This is a genomic window from Pseudomonas weihenstephanensis (assembly GCF_001043055.1).
In the GTDB taxonomy this organism is placed as follows: Bacteria; Pseudomonadota; Gammaproteobacteria; order Pseudomonadales; family Pseudomonadaceae; genus Aquipseudomonas; species Aquipseudomonas weihenstephanensis.
On sequence record NZ_JYLF01000004.1, the window covers coordinates 15,286 to 37,491 of the forward strand.

The following is a 22,206-nucleotide window of genomic DNA, read 5'->3' on the forward strand; positions in this document are numbered from 1 at the left end:
GGAGACAGTCGTCATGAATATCGGCCAAGCCGCCAAGCACAGTGGGTTGAGCGCCAAGATGATTCGTTATTACGAAGCCACCGGCCTGCTCAAGCCTGCCCACCGCAGTGACAGCGGCTACCGCCTGTACAGTGACGAGGACTTGCACACCCTGGCGTTTATCAAACGCTCGCGGGACCTGGGGTTTTCATTGGAAGAAGTCGGCAAACTGCTGGCCCTGTGGCAGGACCGCCAGCGGGCCAGTAGCGATGTAAAAGCCCTGGCGCGTCAGCACATCGACGAACTGAACCAAAAGATTGTCGAATTGAGCAGCTTGCGCGACACCCTGCAAGACCTGGTTGACACCTGCCAGGGAGATCACCGGCCCGACTGCCCGATCCTCAAAGGGTTGGAGTCGGGGAGTTGCTGCGCCTGAGTCGGCTGTTTCGTCAAAGGCTCATCATGAGCACTTTGGCGAACATCAGCACACTGACCGCCGCACATAGCACCGCAAAACCTTGTTGCAGCACCTGAGCTGACACCTTGGGTGCAATCATTCGCCCCGCGATCATCCCGACGAGTGTTGCCGCAATAAACAACACACCGTCGCCCGACAGGCTCACGCCCTGACGCATCAAGTTGCCCAACGTACCCAGCGACACCAGCGCCACCACCATCAGCGAAGTGGACACCACCGCGTGGATACGCACGTCACTGAACTTGCGAAAAGCCGGCACGATCAGAAAGCCGCCACCCACACTCAACAACCCGGTCAGCAAACCCGACGTAGCGCCGATCGACACCAGTGTCATGCTGCACCGCGCATTCCAGGTCAAACGCCCGGTGCTCGGGTTGAGCATGCAGTTTTTCTCCAGCACGCTTTCGCTCGCGTCCTCGTGCGCATCGGCTCGCGCCTGCCAAAACATGCGCCCCGACACAAACACCATCACCCCGCCAAACAGCAGTACCAGCACCTTGGCCGGTAACAGCTTGGCCAGATACAACCCCAGCGGCGAAGTGATTGAGCCGATCGTCGCCATCAACGCAGCCGCCTTGTAACGCACCAGGCCTTTGCGCAGCCCGTCCAGCGCACCCAACGCCGCTGCCGTGCCCACCGCCAACAAGGCAACAGGCGTCGCTTGCGCCAGGGTCCAGCCCAAACCCAGGGTCAACGCCGGAATCGCCAGAATGCCGCCCCCGGCACCGGTCAACCCCAGCACCACGCCCACCAACATACCTAACAGAATGATCAACATGGCCGGCTCAGTTATCCGCGCAGTCGGTGAACCACTCGCGCCCTTTGAGCATGCCTTGCCAATAAAACCACGGCAGGAAGGACGCCTTGAGGAACCACGCCGACGAGCGTGCCACGGTCGGGTCCAGCGCAAAGGTGGGCAGCAGTTTCCCGCCATAACCGAATTCGGCCAGAATCACTTTGCCTTTTTCGACCGTCAGCGGGCAGGATCCATAGCCGTCATAACGCTTGGGCAATGCCGCGCCTTTGCGCAAAGCGATCAGGTTTTCAGCCACCACCACGACCTGCTTACGTACTGCTGCGGCGGTTTTGGCATTGGGCGTACCGCACACATCCCCCAGCGCAAATATGTCGGCATGACGCGGGTGTTGCAGCGTGGCCGGGTCGGCCTCAAACCAGCCGCCACTGTCGGCCAACGGGCTGCGGCGAATCACATCCGGTGCTTGTTGCGGCGGGACGACATGCAGCATGTCGAAGGTTTTGGCATGACGCGTGACGTGGCCGTCAGCATCGGTCACCTCAAACCACGCGGTTTTGTTCGGGCCGTCGACCTTCACCAAGGTGGACTGGAAGGCCAGCTTGGCCTTGTAGGCTTCAACGTATTTCATCAGCGGCGGCACAAAGGTGGGCACACCAAACAGCACGGCGCCCGCCAGGTTGAACTCCACGTTCATGGCATCCAGCACCCCCTGCTTGCGCCAATGGTCACAGGCCAGGTACATCGCTTTTTGTGGCGCACCTGCACACTTGATCGGCATGGGCGGTTGGGTAAACAGCGCAGTTCCGCCGCGCAGGGTGCGCACCAGCTCCCAGGTATAAGGTGCCAGGTCGTAGCGATAGTTGGACGTCACACCGTGCTTGCCCAACGTGTCTTCCAGTCCTTCGATTTTTTCCCAGGCCAGCTCCAGCCCCGGGCAGACGATCAATTGTTGATACGCCAGTTCAGAGCCATCACTCAACAGCACCACCTTGCGCTCTGGGGCGAAAGCCGACAGCGACGCCTTGATCCATGTCGCGCCTTTGGGCATCACTTCGGCGGTGGCCCGCACGGTGTTTTTAACGTCATAGGCGCCACCGCCCACCAGCGTCCAGGCGGGCTGATAGTAATGCTCGGCACAGGGTTCGACCACCGCAATGCGCAGCGCTGAATCACGTTTGAGCAAACTGGCACTCACCGAGATACCCGCCGAGCCACCGCCAATCACTACCACGTCATACGCTGCGGCTTCGCGAGGCGGTTGGGTGGCCGCCTCATACAGTTTGGAAGACCGGTTGCCCGTGCGGCAGAAGGCCAGAATCGGTGTGGGCAGTTGCGCCAGCAATGCGCGCATCTGCTCGACATCCTGCGCGGTGGCGCCACGGGTGCTTATCGGCAGGTACACAAATCTTAAGCCCAGAGCTTGCGCCGCCTGCTGCAAGGCTGCGTGCTCAGGTTGTTGGGACCCACCTTCATGATCGGGCCGGTTGCACATCACACTGGCGAATCCCAGCGCGACTAATGAGTGGAGATCAGACTGACCGATTTGACCCGCCACCGAAAAGGACGCGTCGATTCGCTTGATGTTTTGCTCCATTGAGCACTCCAGGCACCGTAAAAATGAAAAGTTCAGGTCTCGCAGCGCATCACTTTTTCAGCGCTTGGCCGCAGTACAAACCCGACAGGGTTTGCATCACAGAGACCACTTCGAAACTGGCGAGCGAGTAAAAAATAAACTTGCCCATGCGCCGGGTATTGACCAACCCCTCATCACGCAAAACGCCCAGTTGTTGAGAAAGCGTAGGCTGTCGGATACCTGTCAGCGCTTCAAGCTCGCCCACGTTGCGCTCACCCTGGGTCAATTGGCACAGCAATAACAGGCGATCTTCGTTGGCCAGCACCTTGAGCAGCGTGCACGCTTTGGACGCAGAGTCGCGCAGTAGACCGATTTCTTCACCCGTAAGTTGAGCAGTCATGTGAGCCTCCGTGACATGATGCTCGACAGTTTACGACTCGATAATATATGTTTCAATATATTGATAACTGTATCAATTGATGTGAGGCCGCCATGCTCCCCGAAATCAAGGGCTTTTACGATCCCGCGACGTCCACCGTCAGCTACGTGGTGTACGAAACCAACGGTTGCGCCTGCGCGATCATCGACCCCGTACTCGATTACGACGCTAGCGCCGCACGTATCAGCACCCACAGCGCAGACCTGATCGCTGAGTTTGTGCAGGCACAGGGCCTGACCGTGCAATGGTTGCTGGAAACCCACGCCCACGCCGATCACCTGTCCGCCAGTGCCTACCTCAAGCAAAAACTGGGGGGCCAAATCGGCATCGGCGCGCCCATCACTCACGTACAACGGGTGTTCCGCGACATTTATAACCTTGAGCCTGAGTTCAGACAGGACGGTTCGCAATTCGACAAATTATTTAAAGCCGATGACGTGTTTTACATCGGCACCCTCGAAGTACGCGCGCTGCATGTGCCGGGGCACACACCGGCCGACATGGCCTACCAGATTGAAGGCAACTGCATTTTCGTCGGCGACACCTTGTTCATGCCCGATGTCGGCACCGCGCGTTGCGACTTTCCCGGTGGCGATGCGCGCCAGCTGTATCAATCCATCAAACGCCTGCTGGCGCTACCGACCGACACCCGCTTGTTCATGTGCCATGACTACCCGCCCGAAGGCCGTGACGTCGCGTGGTCAACCACGGTTGGCGAGCAACGCGCGAGCAATATCCATGTGAATGACAGCATCGACCTTGAAGGTTTTGTGACGATGCGCACCACCCGTGACGCCACGCTCTCAGTGCCGCAGCTGCTGATCCCGGCGATTCAGATCAACATCCGCGCGGGCAACCTGCCACCGGCCGATAACAGTGGCTTGTGCAGTTTGAAAGTGCCGCTGAACCGGTTTTGAACGGGCACAAAAAATCCGGCCTAAGCCGGATTCTTTATTCCGCGAATCACTGCATCCAGGGCGGAGGCGGCTCTTCGGTTTTGCCAGGGGGCGCATCATCGGCAGCACGTACCGCCTGACGACGTTCTTCGTCCAGACGTGCTGCTTCAATCTCACGAATAACGCCGCCGACATCTGCCAGCTCGTCCGGCTCGTCAAACTCGCCTGTCAACACGCTGCCAGGGTGCAAGGTGCCCGCTTCGTAAAGCGCCCACATTTCCTTGGCATATTTGGTGCTCTTCAATTCAGGCGCAAAACGCCCGAAGTAAGACGCCATGTTGCCCACATCACGTTCCAGCATGCTGAACGCGTGGTTGTTACCCGCTGCATCAACCGCTTGCGGCAGGTCAATAATGACCGGGCCCGTCGGTGTGAGCAGTACGTTGAACTCGGACAAATCACCGTGAACCAGACCGGTGCACAGCATCAGCACAATCTGCTGAATCAGAAACGCGTGGTATTCACGGGCCTGATCCGGCTCTAGCACCACGTCGTTCAGACGCGGCGCAGCGTCGCCGTATTCATCGGCCACCAGCTCCATCAACAGCACGCCCTCAAGGAAGTCGAACGGTTTGGGAACCCGCACACCCGCGCCCGCCAGACGGAACAGGGCGGCAACCTCGGCGTTCTGCCAGGCGTCTTCGGTTTCTTTGCGACCAAACTTCGAGCCTTTGGCCATCGCTCGGGCCTGACGGCTATTGCGAACCTTGCGACCCTCCTGATATTCGGCGGCCTGACGAAAACTTCGTTTATTAGCCTCCTTGTAAACCTTGGCGCATCGCAGCTCATTGCCGCAACGGACTACGTACACAGCTGCTTCTTTACCACTCATGAGTGGGCGCAGCACCTCGTCGACCAGACCGTCTTCGATCAGGGGTTCTAAGCGTTTTGGAGTCTTCATCAGCTTTTATTGAGGGTCCTTTATTACCAAACACGCGAATGTCACTCGTTATACGGCAATCCGCGCATCTCGGGGAGAGGGGCACCGTGTTCCAAGTCGCTTGCAAGCACTCCCTGTGCGCATAAATCTCGTCTGTCGCCTCGTGCGTCAAACGCTCTGGATGATAGACGAGCGCCAGATTTTGAACAGCGTCTAATCCTTGCGGCCTCAACCTTGGCGAAACAGCTCCCCCGGTGTAAAGCCAAACATTTTTTTGAACGCCGCGATAAACGCCGAAGTGGACTCATACCCGCAGGACAGAGCGGCACGAGTGACATGCCCACCCTCCTCCAACACCCGCAATGAGGCCAATAAGCGCGCCCGCTGACGCCAGCCGCGAAAGCTCAAACCTGTCTCACGCTGAAACAATCGCATCAGGGTTTTGTCTGACATGCCCAAACGGGCCGACCACAGCCCCACGCTGACTTCGGCATCGGGTGTTGCAATTAATTCATTGCACAACACCAGCAATCGCGCATGACGCGGTAACGGCAACGAAAAACCGACCTCAGGCAAGTTCGCCAACTGGTCCAGCAGCACCTGCACCAGCCGCTGCTCGGGGCTACCGCCTTCGGGGTAGTTCACCGGCAATGCACAAAAGCTTTTAATCAACTCGCGGGCCAGTGGCGTGACCTCCAGCACCCGGCACTGTTCGGGCGCCCAAAGACAATCCTCGCGGCGCACATACACGCTGCGCATTTCCGCGCGCATCGAGGTGAGCACCTCGTGCTCCAGCCCCGCCGGAATCCAGATGCCCCACTGCGGTGGCGCAAAGAAGCTGCCTTCGTCGGTATGCACGCCCAGCACGCCGCTAATGGCGTAGGAAAACTGCACCCAATCGTGCTGATGGCGTGGCGTCCACGAACCCGCCCCCAAACTCTCGGCACGCGCATAGAGCGGGCGCGGCAGCACAGCAAGCTCAGGTATCGCCCGCTGGGGGCCACGTTGTCCGTTTGGCGGCATGGATTGGCCTTATATCGCAAGACGACTATTAAGGCCGACGTTAGGCTATGTCATCAATTCTTACAATGTCCCGGTACCTGCCATGTCCGTGCTCAAACACTTAAAACGCGTATTCACCGACTGGTTTCTGTGCGGCATGTTGCTGGCGACATTGCTGGCGTATGTGTTTCCGCGTTTCGGCAGCACGGGTGGCGCCATGCACGCCGAATGGGTGATCAACATCGGTGTGTTTCTGGTGTTTTTCCTGCACGGGGTCAACCTGTCCAGCGAGCAAATCAGTCACGGCCTGAAAAACATGCGCCTGCACCTGATGGTGCAAGGCTTCACCTTCATCGTCTTCCCGCTGCTGTGGCTGCTGGCCGACACACTGCTGGGCACACGCATTGCGCCGTTGCTGATGCTCGGTTTCTTCTACTTGTGCGCCTTGCCATCGACCATTTCTTCTTCCGTGGCGCTCACCGGCAGTGCAGGCGGCAACGTCCCTGCGGCGATTCTGAATGCCAGCCTGTCGAGTGTGCTGGGGATATTTTTGACCCCGTTACTGGTGAGTTTCGTGGTGGGCAGCGGCTCGGGCGGGATTGATCTGGGTGCCACCCTGCTCGACCTGTGCGCCATGTTGCTGCTGCCCCTGGTGCTTGGCCAACTGGTGCGCCCGCTGTTGGGGGGCTTCTTCGCCCGTCACAAGCGATACACCAACATCGTCGACAAAGTGGTGATTCTGCTGCTGGTGTACGCCGCGTTCTGCAACTCGATGGTCTCGGGGATGTGGCAACAACAAGGGGCTGCGGTCATCCTTGGCGCCTTCATCGGCAGCGCGTTGTTGCTCGCAGCCATCCTGTGGATGACCACCCGTACCGCCCGCGCCCTGAAATTCAGCACGGCGGATGAAATTGCCGCGGTGTTCTGCGCCAGCAAAAAATCACTCGCCGCCGGTGCGCCGATGGCCGCGCTGATCTTCGGGGCCAACCCGGGGTTGGGGCTGATTTTGCTGCCGATCATGATCTACCACCCATTGCAGTTGATCGTGTGCTCGGTGATGGCAGAGAACTACGCAACGCGCACTCAACAAGAGGCACAACACCTCGTTCGCGCGGCGGCCCCCGCTCCGTTGTAGGCGCTGGCGAAGGGGGCGAGTGTTTGAACCTCTAAAGGCTCGCAGCCTTCGGGCCTGGGTTAACGTTCGATGATGGCGGTTACACCCTGCCCGCCCGCCGCACAGATCGAGATCAACCCGCGGCCACGGCCTGCGGCGTCGAGTAACTTGGCCAAGTTGGCCACGATGCGCCCGCCCGTCGCGGCAAACGGGTGCCCCGCCGCCAGCGAGCTGCCTTTGACGTTGAGCTTGCTGCGCTCAATGGCACCCAGCGGTGCGTCCAGGCCCAGCCGGGTTTTGCAATACTGGGGGTCTTCCCACGCCTTCAACGTGCACAGCACCTGCGCGGCAAACGCTTCGTGAATCTCGTAGTAGTCAAAGTCCTGCAAGCTCAAGCCATTACGCGCCAGCAGCCGTGGGACGGCATACACGGGGGCCATCAGCAAACCTTCGCCACCCTGCACGAAATCCACCGCTGCCGTTTCGCCGTCCCGCAGATAAGCCAAAATGGGCAACCCTTGGGCCTTGGCCCACGCTTCACTGCCCAGCAACACGACCGAGGCGCCGTCGGTCAGCGGCGTGGAGTTGCCCGCCGTCAGCGTGCCTTTGGCACTGCGCTCAAATACCGGCTTAAGGGCAGCCAATTTTTCCAGGGTCAAATCCGGGCGCAGGTTGTTGTCACGGGTCAGCCCCAGAAACGGCGTGACCAAATCATCTTCCCAGCCCTCGTGATACGCCGCCGCCAGCGCCTGATGACTGTGCAAGGCCAAGGCATCCTGCTCGGCGCGCGGGATGGCCCAGGTTTGCGCCATCAGCTCACAATGCTGGCCCATCGACAACCCGGTGCGCGGCTCGCCATTACGCGGGAACGCAGGCTTGAGAAACTGCGGGCGCAATTGCAACACCGTCTTGAGCTTGTCCAGCGGTGCCTGGGTGCGATTGAACTGCAACAGCCATTTGCGCAGGCCGTCATTCAACCCGATCGGCACATCGGACGTGGTGTCGACACCGCCTGCAACCCCGCACTCGATCTGCCCCAGCGCAATTTTGTTGGCCACCAGCAAGGCCGCCTCCAAGCCGGTGCCACACGCCTGTTGCAGGTCGTAGGCCGGGGTTTGCGCGCACAGCCGCGAGCCGAGCACGCACTCACGCGTGAGGCCCAAATCCCGCGAGTCCTTCAGCACGGCCCCGGCCACCACTTCGCCCAACCGTTGGCCGTGCAAGTTAAACCGTTCGATCAGCCCTTCCAGCGCGGCCGTCAACATCGCCTGATTACTGGCGTTCGCATACGGCCCGTTGGCGCGGGCAAACGGAATTCGATTACCGCCAATAATCGCCACACGGCGCAGAGTCATACGTTTTCCCCTTTGATTGAGTCGCCACTTGTCGTTACAAGCGTAGGCGTTATCACCCTTAACGAACGACCCTTGTCTTTTAGTGGTCAACCCTTTGAACCCCATGTGTCGGAGAGTGTTCCATGTCAGACCGTTATATCGACTTCGCCAACTCATTCCTCGGCCAGCGGCTGGTCAGTGCGGTAGGGCTTGCGTCACCGGTGCGACTGGAACGCTGGCAGGCTGGCCGCTTGCGTCCGGTCGAAGGCCCGTTACTGCTTGGCGGCGGACCGTTGGTCGGGCAAATCAATCACTTTGCCAGCAAGCTCACCGACGCGGTTTTCAGTTATGGCCCCGAACCGCTGGTGGCCACCCCGTGGATTCCAGGCCAGGGGCCCACCCTCAAGGCCGTGGTGTTTGATGCCAGCCACCTGCTGCACACCGATCAACTCAAGCAACTGCGCGAGTTTTTTCAGCCATTGCTGCGCAGCCTGCAACACAGCGCCCATCTCGTGATACTGGGCCGCGCGCCCGAAACCCTGAGCGACCCGTTTGCCGCCAGCGCCCAGCGCGCGCTCGAAGGCTTCAGCCGTTCATTGGCCAAGGAGTTGCGCAACGGCAGCACCCTGCAACTGGTGTATGTGGCCGAGGGCGCCGAGGACCAGCTCGAAGGTGCGCTGAGGTTCTTTCTGTCACCCAAAAGCGCGTTCATCAGTGGCCAAGTGTTACGCCTGACCCCGTGTGCAACCCACGTCACCGATTGGACGCGGCCGCTGGCCGGGCGCAAGGCATTGGTCACCGGGGCGGCGCGCGGCATCGGTGCCGCCATCGCCGAAACCCTGGCCCGCGATGGTGCCGAGGTCACGTTGCTCGACGTACCGCAGGCCAAAAATGACCTTGAAGCGCTGGCTGCGCGTTTGGGCGGGCGCAGCATCACGCTGGACATTTGCGCGCAAGACGCCGCCACACAGCTCATCGGGCAATTGCCGGAGGGTGTCGACATCGTGGTGCATAACGCCGGTATCACGCGGGACAAAACCTTGGCCAACATGACCCCCGAGTTTTGGGACGCGGTGTTGGCGGTCAACCTCAACGCCCCGCAAGTGCTGACCAAAGCCCTGCTGGACAGCGGCACCCTGCACGATGACGGCCGGGTGATTGTGCTGGCGTCCATCAGCGGCATTGCCGGTAATCGCGGGCAGACCAACTACGCCGCCAGCAAAGCCGGGCTGATCGGTTTGGCCCAAGCCTGGGCACCGTTGCTGAGCGAGCGCGGCATCAACATCAATGCGGTGGCACCGGGGTTTATCGAAACCCAAATGACCGCGCATATTCCGTTTGTGCTGCGTGAAGCAGGCCGACGCATGAGTTCACTGGGCCAGGGCGGCTTGGCGCAAGATGTCGCCGAAGCCGTGGCGTGGCTCAGCCAACCGGGGTCAGGCGCGATCAGCGGGCAGGCGCTGCGCGTGTGTGGCCAAAGCCTGTTGGGGGCATGAGCCATGAACGTTAAGTGGCTCGACCTCGACACTGCGCCGCACTTGCCCGCGCTCTATGCCCATGCCGCGACCAAACGCAGTATCACCGGTGACACGTTGCCCGAAACAGGATTGCGCTGCTGGGTGGCGGTTCAAGCCAAACCGCTGCAAGCGTTTCGCGCTGTCTGCGACGTGCCCGATAGCCCGCTTTTACCGCCAACGTACCCCCATGTGCTGGCCTTCGGGCTGCAAATGCAGTTGCTGAGCGACCCGCACTTTCCTTTCCCGCTGCTGGGGCTGATTCACCTGAGCAATCAGATTCGGGTGTTACGGCCTATGGGCGGCGTCACCCAATTGCGCATTGGCGTCTACGCCCACAACCTGCAAAAGCATGCCAAAGGCGCGACGTTCGACGTGGTCACACAGGTGGATGACCTGCTCGGCCCACTGTGGGAAGCGCAAAGCACCTTGCTGTGCAAAGGCGTGGAAATGCCGGGCGAGGTACCCGAGCATGCCGCCAGCGTGGCCAGTGGCATGAGCGAACTGACGCGCTGGTACGCGGCAAACGACATTGGGCGCCGCTACGCGAAAGTGTCCGGTGACTACAACCCGATTCACCTGAGCACTGCCAGCGCCAAGCTGTTCGGTTTGCCGAGTGCCATCGCCCACGGCTTGTGGCTCAAAGCCCGCACGCTGGCGGCACTGGGTTCGCACCTGCCCGCAGCGAATATTGAGATCACCGCCGACTTCAAAAAACCGGTGCGCTTGCCCAGCGAGGTGATTTTGCTGACCAGCGCGGCAGGGTCCAGTGGCGACTTCCAGCTCAATGGCCACGGGAACCTGGTGCACATGACAGGCCGCTGGCGACCGTTGGGATAACGCGTAATCGCGGCGGTAAACCCCGTAGGCTGCGACAGCGACTACTTGCACACACGCGCATTCAGTCGCAAGCTTTGCGCCTTCTGGAGAGCACACCTGCAATGAACCTCGACGAACTGACCCAACGCCTGCACCGTATCCGCGATAACAACGACTGGAAACCCTTTCACAGCCCGAAAAACCTGGCCATGGCGGCCAGCGTCGAAATGGCCGAGCTGGTGGAAATTTTTCAATGGCTGAGTGAAGACCAGTCGCGCCAGCTCCCGGCTGAAAAACTGGCGCACGCCGGTCAGGAAGTAGGCGATATCGTGTTGTATCTGTTGTTGCTGTGCAGCGAACTGGGCCTGGACATGAACGAAGTGGTGCGCAGTAAATTAGCCGACAGCGAAAGGCGTTTCAGCAAATGAGTGACCGTCACTTCGATCAACTGGCCACCCGCTTCGCCGAAAAAATCTACGGCGGCGCCAAAGGAGCCATTCGCCTGGCCGTGTTACAGGCCGACCTTGAAGAGTCGCTGCCAAAACGCCCGTTGCGCGTGCTGGATATTGGCGCGGGGCTTGGGCATATGTCGCTGTGGCTGGCCCAGCAAGGCCACGACGTGACCCTGGCCGAACCGGCCGCGCCCATGCTCGACGGCGCACGTGAGCGCTTCGCCGAAGCAGGCCAAAGCGCTACGTTCATTCAAGCCTCATGGCAAGAACTGCTGGGCCAACTGACTGAGCCTTACGACCTGGTGCTGTGCCATGCGGTCCTTGAATGGCTGGCCGAACCCCACGCGATCTTGCCCGTGCTGCATCAACTGACCGCCAAAGACGGCTGGCTGTCACTGGCGTTTTATAACCGCGATGCGCTGATCTATCGCAACTTGCTCAAGGGTCACTTTCGCAAGATGCGCAAGAACGACATGGCCGGCGAAAAACAAAGCCTCACCCCACAGCAGCCGCTCGACCCACGGAAGCTGGCGACGGCGATGCAAAGCTTATGGCAGGTCGAAACACACAGTGGCGTGCGCGTGTTTCACGACTACATGCCGGTCGAGTTCCAGGCGCGCGCCGAACTTGACGCGTTGGTTGAAATGGAACTGGCGCACCGTCGCCATCCCGCCTTCGCAGGTTTGGGCCGCTACCTGCATTGGGTGTGCCGCCCGGTTTAATCGCTCACGTTTGAGGGGAGCCTCATGTATCGCTGCGTTGGGTTAATTGTGTTGAGCCTGGGGCTGGGCGCCTGCCAAAGCCCCAACCCTTATACCGCCACCTCGCTGCCGATGCCGGCTGCACCGGCGCATGCCGCCAATGCAGTGGACTTAAGCGCCTACCCGCCACCGCCCCGCGATTACGGCCGCTACCAAAGCTGGGGCTGGCTCAAGGGTCGCCTGCCCGCAGGGACGGCGTGGGCCGACTCGGCACAGATCGCTGACGCGGTGAACAACGCGCTCGATCAACGCGGCTTGCGCCCGGCGCGGCCCAACCAGGCGCCTGACCTGTGGGTGAGCGCAGATTTACACACAGAAAAACGCTTGCGTCAGGTTCAGGACGACTATGGTTATGGGGCTGGATACGGCGGGGTCTATGGAGACCGTTATGGGCGCTATGGCAACCAATACGGTATGTACAACACCGTGCCCATCGTGCGGACCTACGAAGTGGAAGTCATGGTAGTGCAGCTCAGCCTGTATGACGGTAAAACCGGCGAACCCGTGTGGAGTTCCAGCGCTGAAACCAGCAGTAAGGGCAGCCTGAGCGAACGCGAAAAAGCGTTGCGCGAATCGTTGAACACAGCAACACAGGCCTATCCTCCTCATTAAGACTTGTTGAAGTGGAGAGTCATCATGCTACGTCGTATCGCGCTCGTGGGGCTGGCGCTGTTACTCAGCGCTTGCGAATCCATGCACGTCACACACGATTACAACCCTTCAGTCGACTTTGCCAACTACCAGACGTGGGCCTGGAAAGAACCCGCCCTGCAATTTGTGCCCAATAACCCGATGCTTAAAAGCGACCTGACCCTGCAACGCATCACGCAGGCGGTGGCGTATCAGCTGGACCAGCGCGGGTTGCGCCAGGTGACGCCGGCTACCAAGGCAGACCTGTGGGTGCAGACCTACCTGATCGTCGCCGAGCGCCAGGAGCAAGTGGTCACGAACTACGGTTATGGCTACGGCGGCCCTTGGGGTGGCCCGTGGGGCGGTTATTGGGGCGGCCCATGGGAAGGTTACTGGGGCCGCCCGGCTTACGATGAGGTGCGCAACATCAACTACCAGGTGGGCACATTGCAGATCGATCTGATAGATGCCAAAACCGACAAGCTGGTGTGGCGCGGCAGTGCTGAAAAGGTGGTCGATACCAGCCCGACGCCACAAGAGCGCAGCGCAGCCATCCATGAAGCCGTGAGCAAAATCCTCAGCGACTACCCGCCTAAGCCGAAATAGGGCCACGGGTGCGCATCGTTAATCGCTGACGATTAGTGCGCGGCTGCGTAGCGCTCGTAAACCCTGGAATGCGGTGCATCAAGCACAGCGCCTTCATCAGGTTAACGATCGCTTCGCACTCGCACGTTGCCTTCGGCCACTGCGACGGTGGGCATTAGTTGCCCGCTCAGTCACCAAAGCTGGCAACTCGCCAGCGCACGGCGCACACCTTGACTACACTCCTTTTCACCCTTGGAGAGTTGCGCTCGGCAGCAAGCCGGCAAAGGAGTGCTCGATGTCTCCCCAATTGCGTGGCGTGTGCTTAAGCAGCCCCCGGCAACAACGGGGTGCAATCGGTTTGATCGCAGCACTGACCCTGGGCTTGGTGCTGTTGTTCATGTTGCTGGTGGTGGACAGCGGCCGCTTGTATCTGGAACAACGCAAGTTGCAACGGGTCGCCGATGTGGCCGTGCTCGAAGCCGTCAGCCGGGGCGGTAATTGTGTAGCCGCCGCCGGTTCGAACACCGCCACGGTCTACTCCGTCGCCAGCGCCACACGCAACAGCTTCACGCCCTCCACCACACAAACGGTGAGCGCCACCTGCGGCACGCTGATTACCGGCAGCGACAAACTGCGCACGTTCAGTGCCGATGCGAGCAAGTCCGACGCCATCCGCGTGATCACCACCACGGTGGTCCCGACCAGCGTCGCGGGTGGGTTATGGGACCTGTTTTCCAAAGGCACCTTTGGCTTTAACACCCGGCTAACGGCCAGTGCGGTGGGGGCATCACCCAACGCCACACTGGCGCAAATCAGCATTCGCAGTACGTTGGCGAGTGTCACCACAAATTCACAGGCCGCCGTGCTCAACGCAGTGATCGGCGGGCTGGCAGGGGGGAGTCTCAACCTGACCGTGGGGGGCTGGGATGGACTGATCAAGAGTGATATCAACTTGCTCAGCTATATGAACCAGTTAGCCATTGACCTGAAATTAAGCGCAGGGGATTACACCAGTCTGCTTGCAGCCAAAACCAACCTGACGCAACTTATCCAAACCGCCGCCACCGTAATGAACATTAACGGCGCCACAGCAGAGGTGAAAGCCGCCTTACTGGGCTTAGAGACCGCCGTGAAACTGAACCCGGCCGTGGTCACATTAGGGGACTTGCTCAAGCTGCAAACTGCAAGTTCCACCGCCGGGCTAGACGCCAATCTACAACTGATGCAGTTGCTTCAAGCATTCCTTCAGGTGGCGAATGCCAACAATGCCGTAGCCCTGACGTTGCCGGTCAATATCCCGGGCGTTCTGAGCGTCACCGTGCGTTTGAAAGTGATAGAACCACCGCAATTTTCAGTGGTGGGCGACCCAAGCAAGCAAAACCTCTTCGTACGTACAGCGCAAGTTCGGGCACTGATTTCGTTGAACGTTCCGTTATTGAGCAACATCGCCGGTTTAACTAATGCCATCACCGACCTCGTCGGCGGTCTGACGCCGGTCCTCAACAGTCTGCTAAGCCTCAATCTGGTCACCACACTGGGTAATGCGCTTTGCCTGCTGGGTGCTGGTTGCCAACAGCTCGACGTTCTTCTGCTACCCACCCCGCAAATTGATATCAGTGTTGATGCCGCCTCTGCCACTGCGCAGGTCACAGGGTATACCTGCCCGACAGGCAGCAGCGGCACCAAGAGTTTGACGGTTGCAACGACCAAGTCGTTGGCAACCATCCGGGTAGGTAAAATTGATCCTGTCACGGCATTCGCTTCCAGCGCCCCGCCTACGCCTCTGGCGGTGCCGATTGTGGATGTGGGGATAAAAACGTGTCACCGCATTCTGGGCCTGATCGGCACCTGCGGCGATCGCACCCCATTCGCAGGGGGCGGAATCGGCCTGACGGTGAACGCACAGGTTGCTCCGTCGCCCTCTTCGCAGACGCTGATCTTCTCTAAAAACAGCGTCCCGGATTCCACCCCTACAAATCTCAAGCTGCCACCGACCATTCAAAGCACACCGGCCACCCAAGACGTTATCAACAGCCTGGGTACGACCCTGGCGGGTGTGAAAATTCAGGCGTATACCCCGTCGAACAATAATCCGTTAAGCACCGTTGTCCAAACTGCGACAAACGCCATCAGTGGAGTTGTGACGCTGCTTTTACCTTCGCTGACCAGTTTGCTGGGTTCTCTGCTGGACCCCATTGTTAACAGTCTGCTAAAGACCCTCGGCATCAGCCTGGTCGATGTACAAATCGGCGCGAACCTCACCTGCGGGCAAGGCGGGCGTGCTCAGTTGGTGCTTTAAGCGGTTGCAACCGCGCCCGGCAACGTCACGCAAAACCGTGCCCCGTGTTCGGTGTTGCTGACGCTCAGACGCCCGCCCATGTTGTCGATGATCCCGTAGCTCACCGACAGCCCCAGCCCGGTGCCAACGCCAATCGGTTTGGTGGTGAAGAAAGGCTCAAAAATGCGTTCCAGCAACCGCGGATCAATCCCGCCCGCGTTGTCTTGGACCCATAGCTTTACAGCGTCGTGATCCGGTTGCAGGCCAAGGGCGATCCAGGGCTGGAAGTCGCGATCAGTCTCACGTTTGCTCAGCAGCGCATCACGGGCATTGACCACCAGGTTGATCAGCACTTGCTCCAGTTGATCGACGTGACCGCGCACTTGCGTCAGGCTGTCCAGCCCTTCACAACGCACCTCAACCCCTTTGCCCCGCAACCCTTCACTGAGCAACGACAAGGTGCCTTCGACGGCAACGGCAGGGTTGAACAGGTGTTGCTCTATTTCCGAACGCCGCCCAAATACCCGCATGTGATCCACCACCCGCGCAGCGCGTTGCACTTGGGCGTCGATGCGGTTGAGCTTGTCTTGCAAGTAATCAATTTGCACGTCCCCGTTGCTCAGGCGTTTGAGCACGTTGACGATGGCCATGCGCATCACGTTCAACGGCTGGTTGATCTCGTGCGCCAGCCCGGTCGCCATCTCGCCCAAGGTGGCCATTTTCGCGCTTTGGGTGAGTTGCTGTTGCGCACGGCGCACCTCGGTGTTGTCGCGCCCCACGGCCTGCACTTCGATCAATTGCCCCTGCGCATCAAATACGCCACGGTCCGACCACACCCACCATGCGTGTTCACGCCCCGGCAGTTGCAGGCTGATTTCGGCGGTGCTGACCGGGAACTCGGGGGTCAACGTGGCCAGGCGCTGTACAAACGCCTGATGCTGCTGCGCCGATAACCAACGGCTCAAATTGATCCCCGGCAGTTGTTGCGGCGCGCACTCCAGATAAGTCGCCAAGGGGCGGTTGCCAAAGCTCAGGGTCAAGTCGGGGCTGTAGCGACAAATCATTGCCGGGGAGTCTTCGACCAGCATGCGGTAGCGCTCTTCGCTGTGCCTGACCCGCTCAGCGGCCTCGCTCGCTTCGGTGATGTCCAGCCACAAGCCCACCGCTTCGACAGGCAAGCCCAAATCGTCGCGCAGCAGCCTGGCCTCATCGAGCAGCCAGTGATAAGCGCCGCCTCGATCACGCAGTCGATAGCGGCTGCTCACGCTGCCTTCACGCAGCAATTGGCGGGTGCGTGCGAAGTACTGTTCGCGGTCGTCGGGGTGCACCCACTCAATTAATTCGCCTGCCGCGCATTCTTCCAGCGTCCAGCCCAGCAAGGGCTGCAAACTGGCGCTGAAGAAGACGGGCAGTAACGCGCCCTCGGCATAACGTTGTACATAAATCACTGCGGGCGAACTGGCGATCAGGTTGTCGAGCCGGGCATGCGCCGCAGCCGCCTGTTGCTGCTGGTTTTTAATGTCGCTGACATCGAGCATATAACCCACGATGCGTCGCGCGTCGCCTGCCCCCAGCACTTGCCCCTGAAGGCGATACCACATCGCAGGTTGTGTGCTGTCAGCCTGATGCAACCGGGCGCACAGCAAGCAGGCCTTGTCATGCACCAGCAGCTCATTGAAACGGCTGGCCACTTCATCGCGATCGGCCGGGTGAAACAGTCCCAGCCATTGCTCGCGAGACAAATAAGCGCTCTGCCCCGGCACCACACTGGCCGCCAATGGCGGCGCCAGCTGGAGTTGCTCAAGGGCGGGCGACCACTCCCACCAGCCGCTGCCCAGTAACCCTTGCAACGCCTCCATGCGCTCCATCTGCCGGGCATGCTGAACCTCACGCAAGCGCCCCAGCAACGGCCCTGCCAACGCCGCGCAGACTTGCAACCAATCGTTATCGCCCATCGCGGGCGGATGCGCAGAGGCCGGGTACATCCCCAACAACAACCACGCGCACACGCCCTGATGATCGCTGTAAGGCACCAAAAAACCGTCGGCATTGCCGAACAACCCGTTGAGCCTTGAATGTTCGCGGTTGCCGTGAAGGGGTTCAAAGCGCTGGGGAGCCTGGCCGTAAAGGCTGTCGAGGGCGCTGCCGGCGGGTTGATCGACCTCCCAGAGCGCCGGGGCGTCATGGCGATGAAACGCGCTGTAGATCGTCCATCCCGTTTGCGCGTTATCCGCTAAGGCCAAGGCGACGCACGGCACATGCCAGAGCTGCGCCACCTGTTGCAGCATGTCGCTCACCACCGCCTGTAAACGTGAAGGGATGCATTGGCGCACTTGCTCGCTCATGTGCGTGGTGAGCAGTTGGCAACGTTCACGACTGCGGGCCTGTTGATTGCCCAGCAAGAGGTCGCTGATGTCCAACAGTTGCAGCAGCCAGCCGTCAGCCTGCGGTTGCACCCAGCCCCGGGTGTGCACAACGTGGCTGCCTGCCCCTTGAAACGTGAGATCCAGGCTTTGGCCCTGCCAGTCCACTGGCGTGCCTTCGAGTGCCTGCGTGCTGCCGGGCACCAGATAATCAATCAACAAACGCGCAGGGCCATTGCCCATGACCACACCGTGATGCTGCGCGCCGTGTATTTCCAGAACATGGCCCTGGGGGTCGAGCCGCACTTCAATCCCCGCCTCCAGGCGCGGCGCCGAACGGGCGGGCACAGGTAAACCCTCATGAGTGCGACCCAGCAGGCGCCCGAACAAACGCTCGCCGGTGATCAAAATTGCAGGCTCGACTGGGCCGTCAACGTCGTCGGCAGACTGGGCACCCTGATGTTACCCGGCAGCACCAGCACTGGCAGGACCGCACTCAGCGCCGACGACGGCAGGCTGACTGTGACCGTCAAAACACCCGCGCTGTAAACCGCCGTTTTCTGCACGCTGCCCTTCAGGCCCGCAGGGACCCATGACAGTTGTTCGCCCAGCACGGTCAGCGCGCGCGCCTGCACATCCGCGGTGTACGTACTGGGTGACACGGTGGGGTCCAGCGCCACACTGCGGCGCACCGCCTCAGCTGTCGAGTGATGGAATGATTGCATCAGCAACAGCGGCAAGCTGTAGCTGACAACCGCGTAAAAAACTGCAAAAAACACCACAAACACCAGCGCAAACTCGATGGCAGCCGCGCCTTTTTGTTTTGTGCGAAGGCCTGTTTTCATGACTGCGTCTACCCTGACAACTACACGTCATATCAGCATAGAATCATTCGCCAAAAAGGGACGCCGAATACGTGACGCAATTAATCGTTCTGTTCATGTGGTTATCGGCGTGTGCCATTCAAGACCTGTATCAGCGCCAGATCGCCAACACCTTAACGTTGGGTGGCACAGGGCTGGCGTTGTTGTACCTGCTCTGGAACGGCCATACCTGGCTCGGCGCACCGGCCAGCGAGGGCGGCTTGGCCCTGCTGATTGTGCTGCTGTTGACCCTGCCCGGTTACGCGCTCCATAAATTCGGCGCCGGTGACGTGAAGCTGCTGATCGCACTTGCTCTGGCAACCGATCGTCTGACGGTACTGGGCACGTTTATCGGTGCCGGTGTGTGCTTGCTGTCGTGGACTCTTTTCGCGTCAAAAATATTCCCGCTGATCTATCAACGGGTTACACCCTCTGAGACCCCGCCCCTGGATGCTGCGCCAAAAAAAGTCCCCTTCGCGCCCTTCCTGCTAGCAGGTTTTAGCCTGACGACACTGTGCCTGGCGTAGTTCAAACGTAGGATTAGCTCCATGTACAGCGTGGGAAAGTAGGTCTACTTTTAAACAAGCTTCCTCAAGAAGAGGACAGCTGGACGCCCTTAATTGGCTTGCCAGGCATGGAGTAACGCGTGAACACGCCCAGTCCTCTAATAAAAGTAATGGTGGTCGATGATCAACCGTTGATTGTCGAAGAACTCTGCGAGTTTCTGGAGAGCAGCGGTTACCGTTGCGTGCCATGTGAATCGGGCCGTGAGGCGCTCGAAAGCTTCAAGGACGACCCTGAGATTGGTCTGGTGCTGTGTGATTTGCACATGCCCGACATGAATGGCATCGAACTGACGCAACACCTGCAAAAATTCGCGGGCAAAAAAAGGCTGTTTGAAAGCATCCTCCTCACCGGTCGCGCAGACAAACAAGACGTGATCAAAGCGTTGCGTTGCGGGGTCGCCGACTACTATCAAAAACCGGTCGACCTCAACGAATTACTCGAAGGCATTCAGCGTCAGGAAGCACTGTTGCGCGAACGAATGAAGAATGAACAACTCGGGCATTTGAACCAGAAGCTACAGTTCCTGGCCGACTCCATTGACGACCTCTACCAAGACATGGAAGCCGTGCGCCGCCCGCCTCGTGCCACCTCCAGCGACACGGGCTCCAGCGAGGACAGCAACGCCTTGATGCCTGCCATCTTCCAGCAACTGTCGCCGCGCCAATTGGACGTGGCCCGGTTGGTGGGCAAAGGCCAGACCAACTATCAAATTGCCTGTGATCTGGGCATCACTGAAAACACCGTCAAGTTGTACGTCTCGCAGGTACTGCGCCTGACCCACATGAACAACCGTACTCAGTTGGCACTGGCCTTGTCCCCCAACGCCAACGCGCAGCAGCACCGGTTGACGGCGCACTGACCCTTCCCGCGCTGTAGGCGCACCGCCAGCCGGAGCGCCGGGGTTGAAGCCGCCGCACGCAACCTGCGCTAGCGGCTACGCACTGCCTCCAGGCCGTCATCCGATACCTGGGCCGTGACAGCCCCCATCAATTGGACGTGCCGCTCCCGCCACTCGATTCCTGTTTGTAATACTCGGGAATCTCATGCTCATAACTTTTCAACAAGCGTTGCAGGCTTTGTTCGCGCTCTTGCGGGGTGACCGTCTGCGGCACGGCTGACTGCGCCTTACCACTGACCTGTAACTGCAACCAGTTTTCGGTTTCTTGCTGATAGGAGGACGACGGCCCAGGCTCGATGGCCCACACGCTCATCGGCATGACGGCCAATAACAACCCCATACGCACGGTTAACGGCATGGCACACCTCCAATTATTTTATGGCTGCAACCTGATCACTGGCCGCTTTGGCTGGCGCCTTGAGCGCTTGAGCGCGCGCTTGGGCATCGCTCACGTGTTGCGGGGTCAAACCGGCACGCGTGACCAGCTCCGCTGCCTGCTGCCAGTTGTCTTGATAGATCAACAACGTCACCAAATTCAACGCCGCCAACCCGTCATCTTCCTTGCTCAGTTCCAATGCCGTCAGAAACTCAAAACGCGCATCGTCAACACGCAACAAATTCAGATACACCACGCCCAAGTCATTGCGGATGTTGGCATCGGTGGGCGCCAGCCGGGCGGCATTTTGCAGATAAGTCAGCGCCTGTGCGTTGTCCCCACGCCCCACCGCCAACTGGCCCAGGCCATGTTCACCGTCAGCCGCCAAACAGGTGCCCAGCAACCCGCGATACAGCGGCTCAGCGTCGCTGCGCCCCAACTGGCGATAGATGCGCGCCTTACGCAACTGCACTTGCCCGTAGCGCTCGGGCAGGCTTTGCAGGTTGGCCAGGCTGGCGTGCAGCTTGCCTTGCTTGGCCATGTCATCCGCCAGGTTCATGGACAGCTCCTGATCGCCACTCAATTTGGCGCAACTGCTGTTCAGGGCCAGCCACGGCGGGTTACTGGCCCCAGGGGTCGCGCAGCCGCCTAACATCAGCAGCCCAAACGCAGCGATCACAGCTTTCATGCACACACTCCTGATCATGAGCCAAAGGCCCGTGAGATCGCGATAATGCTCGGCCCGCCCAATACCATCAGCAAGGCCGGGAACAGAAACAACATCATGACCACCGACATCTTGGCCGACATTTTTGAGATGTATTCCTGCATACGTGTGAGGCGTCGGTCATCCAGCAGGCTTTTCAGTGCCTGCAATGACTTCATCGCGCCGCCCCCCTGTTGAATCAACTGCTGAAGAATCACACACGTGTCATCAAACTCGTCCACGGCCAGCAAGCTCGCGGCTTTTTGCAGTTCCTGGCTCAGCTCCAGCCCCGAATCCACCCGGGCCAGCACCAGTCGCAACTCTGCGGTCAGCACCGGCAACAACTGTCGCGCTTCTTGGCTCAGCACCCGCAAAGCCTGCTCAACCGCCATGCCGGACTCAAACAGGATGCGCAGCAACGGGATAAACGTTGAAACTTCAGTGGCCACCTGCCGCTGACGCCGGGCAGCCGCGAAAGCCAATAACCGCTTGGGCAGCAGATAGCCGACAGCCATGCCTAAAAGCAACACGGCCCACACGTTGCCCGAGCGTGGATACAGCACTTCATGGCCCACAAACGTCAGCCCGGCCACCACCAACGGGGTGCCAATCTGAAACGCAGCAAACAGCGAGCGCTGACCCGCTGTGCGCCAGCCCACGCGGTTGAGCAGTGTCTGCGTTTCGGTGTCGAGGGTGATCGAGCGCTGGCCGATTTTGCTATTGCCCATCGCCCGCAGCCACACATTGAGCTTGCCGGCCCTGGTGGTCTCACCTTGTAATCGCTGGACCACACGCTGCTGACGCAGACGTTGCCGGATCACAGCATTGATCACCAGCGCCAAAGCGCACAGCAGTAAAACGGCACTGATCAGCAACGCCATG

Annotated in this window: 23 protein-coding genes; 12 read left to right on the top strand and 11 right to left on the bottom strand. The window is 59.9% G+C overall.

Annotated elements, in window-relative coordinates; translation table 11 throughout:
• Positions 1-13 precede the first annotated feature (13 nt).
• A complete protein-coding gene (cueR, locus tag TU86_RS10840) occupies positions 14-415 on the top strand; it encodes a Cu(I)-responsive transcriptional regulator (RefSeq protein ID WP_048364321.1) in 402 nt (133 codons plus the stop codon).
• 13 nt (positions 416-428) lie between these two features.
• Here the strand turns inward: cueR and TU86_RS10845 are convergent, their stop codons facing one another.
• The 3 genes from TU86_RS10845 to TU86_RS10855 are packed head-to-tail and all read right to left on the bottom strand — an operon-like array spanning position 429 to position 3,187.
• Positions 429-1,235: a sulfite exporter TauE/SafE family protein gene (locus TU86_RS10845; protein WP_048364322.1), complete on the bottom strand. Its 807-nt coding sequence runs from the start codon at positions 1,233-1,235 to the stop codon at positions 429-431.
• Positions 1,236-1,242: 7 nt separating this feature from the next.
• Positions 1,243-2,808 (bottom strand): bifunctional protein tyrosine phosphatase family protein/NAD(P)/FAD-dependent oxidoreductase, encoded by a 1,566-nt coding sequence (locus TU86_RS10850; RefSeq protein ID WP_082149351.1) that lies wholly within the window; start codon positions 2,806-2,808, stop codon positions 1,243-1,245.
• A 49-nt stretch (positions 2,809-2,857) separates the two neighbouring features.
• Positions 2,858-3,187, bottom strand: coding sequence for an ArsR/SmtB family transcription factor (locus TU86_RS10855; RefSeq protein WP_048364323.1), 330 nt, complete (start codon positions 3,185-3,187; stop codon positions 2,858-2,860).
• Positions 3,188-3,279: 92 nt separating this feature from the next.
• On the opposite strand from TU86_RS10855, the gene TU86_RS10860 reads away from it, so the two are divergent.
• Positions 3,280-4,143: an MBL fold metallo-hydrolase gene (locus TU86_RS10860; protein WP_048364324.1), complete on the top strand. Its 864-nt coding sequence runs from the start codon at positions 3,280-3,282 to the stop codon at positions 4,141-4,143.
• Positions 4,144-4,189: 46 nt separating this feature from the next.
• On the opposite strand, the gene TU86_RS10865 is transcribed toward TU86_RS10860, so the two are convergent.
• Both TU86_RS10865 and TU86_RS10870 read right to left on the bottom strand, forming a co-directional pair.
• Positions 4,190-5,083 (bottom strand): PA4780 family RIO1-like protein kinase, encoded by an 894-nt coding sequence (locus tag TU86_RS10865; RefSeq protein ID WP_048364325.1) that lies wholly within the window; start codon positions 5,081-5,083, stop codon positions 4,190-4,192.
• A gap of 207 nt (positions 5,084-5,290) precedes the next feature.
• Positions 5,291-6,085 carry an AraC family transcriptional regulator gene (locus tag TU86_RS10870; RefSeq protein WP_048364326.1) on the bottom strand — a complete coding sequence of 265 codons (795 nt, stop codon included), beginning with the start codon at positions 6,083-6,085 and terminating at the stop codon, positions 5,291-5,293.
• A gap of 82 nt (positions 6,086-6,167) precedes the next feature.
• Between TU86_RS10870 and TU86_RS10875 the strand changes: the two genes are divergently transcribed.
• A complete protein-coding gene (locus TU86_RS10875) occupies positions 6,168-7,199 on the top strand; it encodes a bile acid:sodium symporter family protein (RefSeq protein ID WP_048364327.1) in 1,032 nt (343 codons plus the stop codon).
• A 59-nt stretch (positions 7,200-7,258) separates the two neighbouring features.
• Here the strand turns inward: TU86_RS10875 and TU86_RS10880 are convergent, their stop codons facing one another.
• Complete coding sequence (locus tag TU86_RS10880; protein ID WP_048364328.1) at positions 7,259-8,533, bottom strand: acetyl-CoA C-acetyltransferase; 1,275 nt, start codon at positions 8,531-8,533, stop codon at positions 7,259-7,261.
• A 122-nt stretch (positions 8,534-8,655) separates the two neighbouring features.
• On the opposite strand from TU86_RS10880, the gene TU86_RS10885 reads away from it, so the two are divergent.
• From TU86_RS10885 to TU86_RS10915, 7 genes are all read left to right on the top strand, one after another.
• On the top strand, positions 8,656-10,008 hold the full coding sequence (locus TU86_RS10885) for a 3-oxoacyl-ACP reductase (protein WP_048364329.1): 1,353 nt from the start codon (positions 8,656-8,658) through the stop codon (positions 10,006-10,008).
• A 3-nt stretch (positions 10,009-10,011) separates the two neighbouring features.
• Positions 10,012-10,866, top strand: a complete 855-nt coding sequence (locus TU86_RS10890; protein WP_048364330.1) for a MaoC family dehydratase — start codon at positions 10,012-10,014, stop codon at positions 10,864-10,866.
• Between the two features lie 101 nt (positions 10,867-10,967).
• Positions 10,968-11,273 (top strand): MazG-like family protein, encoded by a 306-nt coding sequence (locus TU86_RS10895; protein WP_048364331.1) that lies wholly within the window; start codon positions 10,968-10,970, stop codon positions 11,271-11,273.
• Positions 11,270-12,019, top strand: a complete 750-nt coding sequence (locus tag TU86_RS10900; RefSeq protein WP_048364332.1) for a methyltransferase domain-containing protein — start codon at positions 11,270-11,272, stop codon at positions 12,017-12,019. The genes TU86_RS10895 and TU86_RS10900 overlap by 4 nt, the downstream gene beginning before the upstream one ends.
• A 24-nt stretch (positions 12,020-12,043) precedes the next feature.
• Entirely contained in the window at positions 12,044-12,670 is a 627-nt protein-coding gene (locus TU86_RS10905) for a DUF4136 domain-containing protein (RefSeq protein WP_048364333.1), read from the top strand.
• A 24-nt stretch (positions 12,671-12,694) separates the two neighbouring features.
• Positions 12,695-13,294 (top strand): DUF4136 domain-containing protein, encoded by a 600-nt coding sequence (locus TU86_RS10910; RefSeq protein ID WP_048364334.1) that lies wholly within the window; start codon positions 12,695-12,697, stop codon positions 13,292-13,294.
• A 274-nt stretch (positions 13,295-13,568) separates the two neighbouring features.
• On the top strand, positions 13,569-15,572 hold the full coding sequence (locus TU86_RS10915) for a pilus assembly protein TadG-related protein (protein WP_048364335.1): 2,004 nt from the start codon (positions 13,569-13,571) through the stop codon (positions 15,570-15,572).
• Here TU86_RS10915 and TU86_RS10920 read toward each other — a convergent pair.
• Both TU86_RS10920 and TU86_RS10925 read right to left on the bottom strand, forming a co-directional pair.
• Positions 15,569-18,322, bottom strand: a complete 2,754-nt coding sequence (locus TU86_RS10920; protein ID WP_048364336.1) for a PAS domain-containing sensor histidine kinase — start codon at positions 18,320-18,322, stop codon at positions 15,569-15,571. The genes TU86_RS10915 and TU86_RS10920 overlap by 4 nt on opposite strands.
• Positions 18,319-18,759 carry a TadE/TadG family type IV pilus assembly protein gene (locus TU86_RS10925; RefSeq protein ID WP_048364337.1) on the bottom strand — a complete coding sequence of 147 codons (441 nt, stop codon included), beginning with the start codon at positions 18,757-18,759 and terminating at the stop codon, positions 18,319-18,321. Before TU86_RS10925 ends, TU86_RS10920 begins: the two co-directional genes overlap by 4 nt.
• A gap of 95 nt (positions 18,760-18,854) precedes the next feature.
• Here TU86_RS10925 and TU86_RS10930 point away from each other — a divergent pair, with 95 nt between their 5' ends.
• Both TU86_RS10930 and TU86_RS10935 read left to right on the top strand, forming a co-directional pair.
• A complete protein-coding gene (locus TU86_RS10930; RefSeq protein ID WP_048364744.1) occupies positions 18,855-19,304 on the top strand; it encodes a prepilin peptidase in 450 nt (149 codons plus the stop codon).
• Between the two features lie 119 nt (positions 19,305-19,423).
• Positions 19,424-20,203, top strand: coding sequence for a response regulator transcription factor (locus TU86_RS10935; RefSeq protein WP_420876366.1), 780 nt, complete (start codon positions 19,424-19,426; stop codon positions 20,201-20,203).
• 127 nt (positions 20,204-20,330) lie between these two features.
• On the opposite strand, the gene TU86_RS10940 is transcribed toward TU86_RS10935, so the two are convergent.
• The 3 genes from TU86_RS10940 to TU86_RS10950 are packed head-to-tail and all read right to left on the bottom strand — an operon-like array spanning position 20,331 to position 22,205.
• On the bottom strand, positions 20,331-20,600 hold the full coding sequence (locus TU86_RS10940; protein WP_048364339.1) for a DUF3613 domain-containing protein: 270 nt from the start codon (positions 20,598-20,600) through the stop codon (positions 20,331-20,333).
• 13 nt (positions 20,601-20,613) lie between these two features.
• A complete protein-coding gene (locus TU86_RS10945; RefSeq protein WP_048364340.1) occupies positions 20,614-21,306 on the bottom strand; it encodes a tetratricopeptide repeat protein in 693 nt (230 codons plus the stop codon).
• Positions 21,307-21,320: 14 nt separating this feature from the next.
• A complete protein-coding gene (locus TU86_RS10950) occupies positions 21,321-22,205 on the bottom strand; it encodes a type II secretion system F family protein (RefSeq protein ID WP_048364341.1) in 885 nt (294 codons plus the stop codon).
• Between the last annotated feature and the right edge of the window lies 1 nt (position 22,206).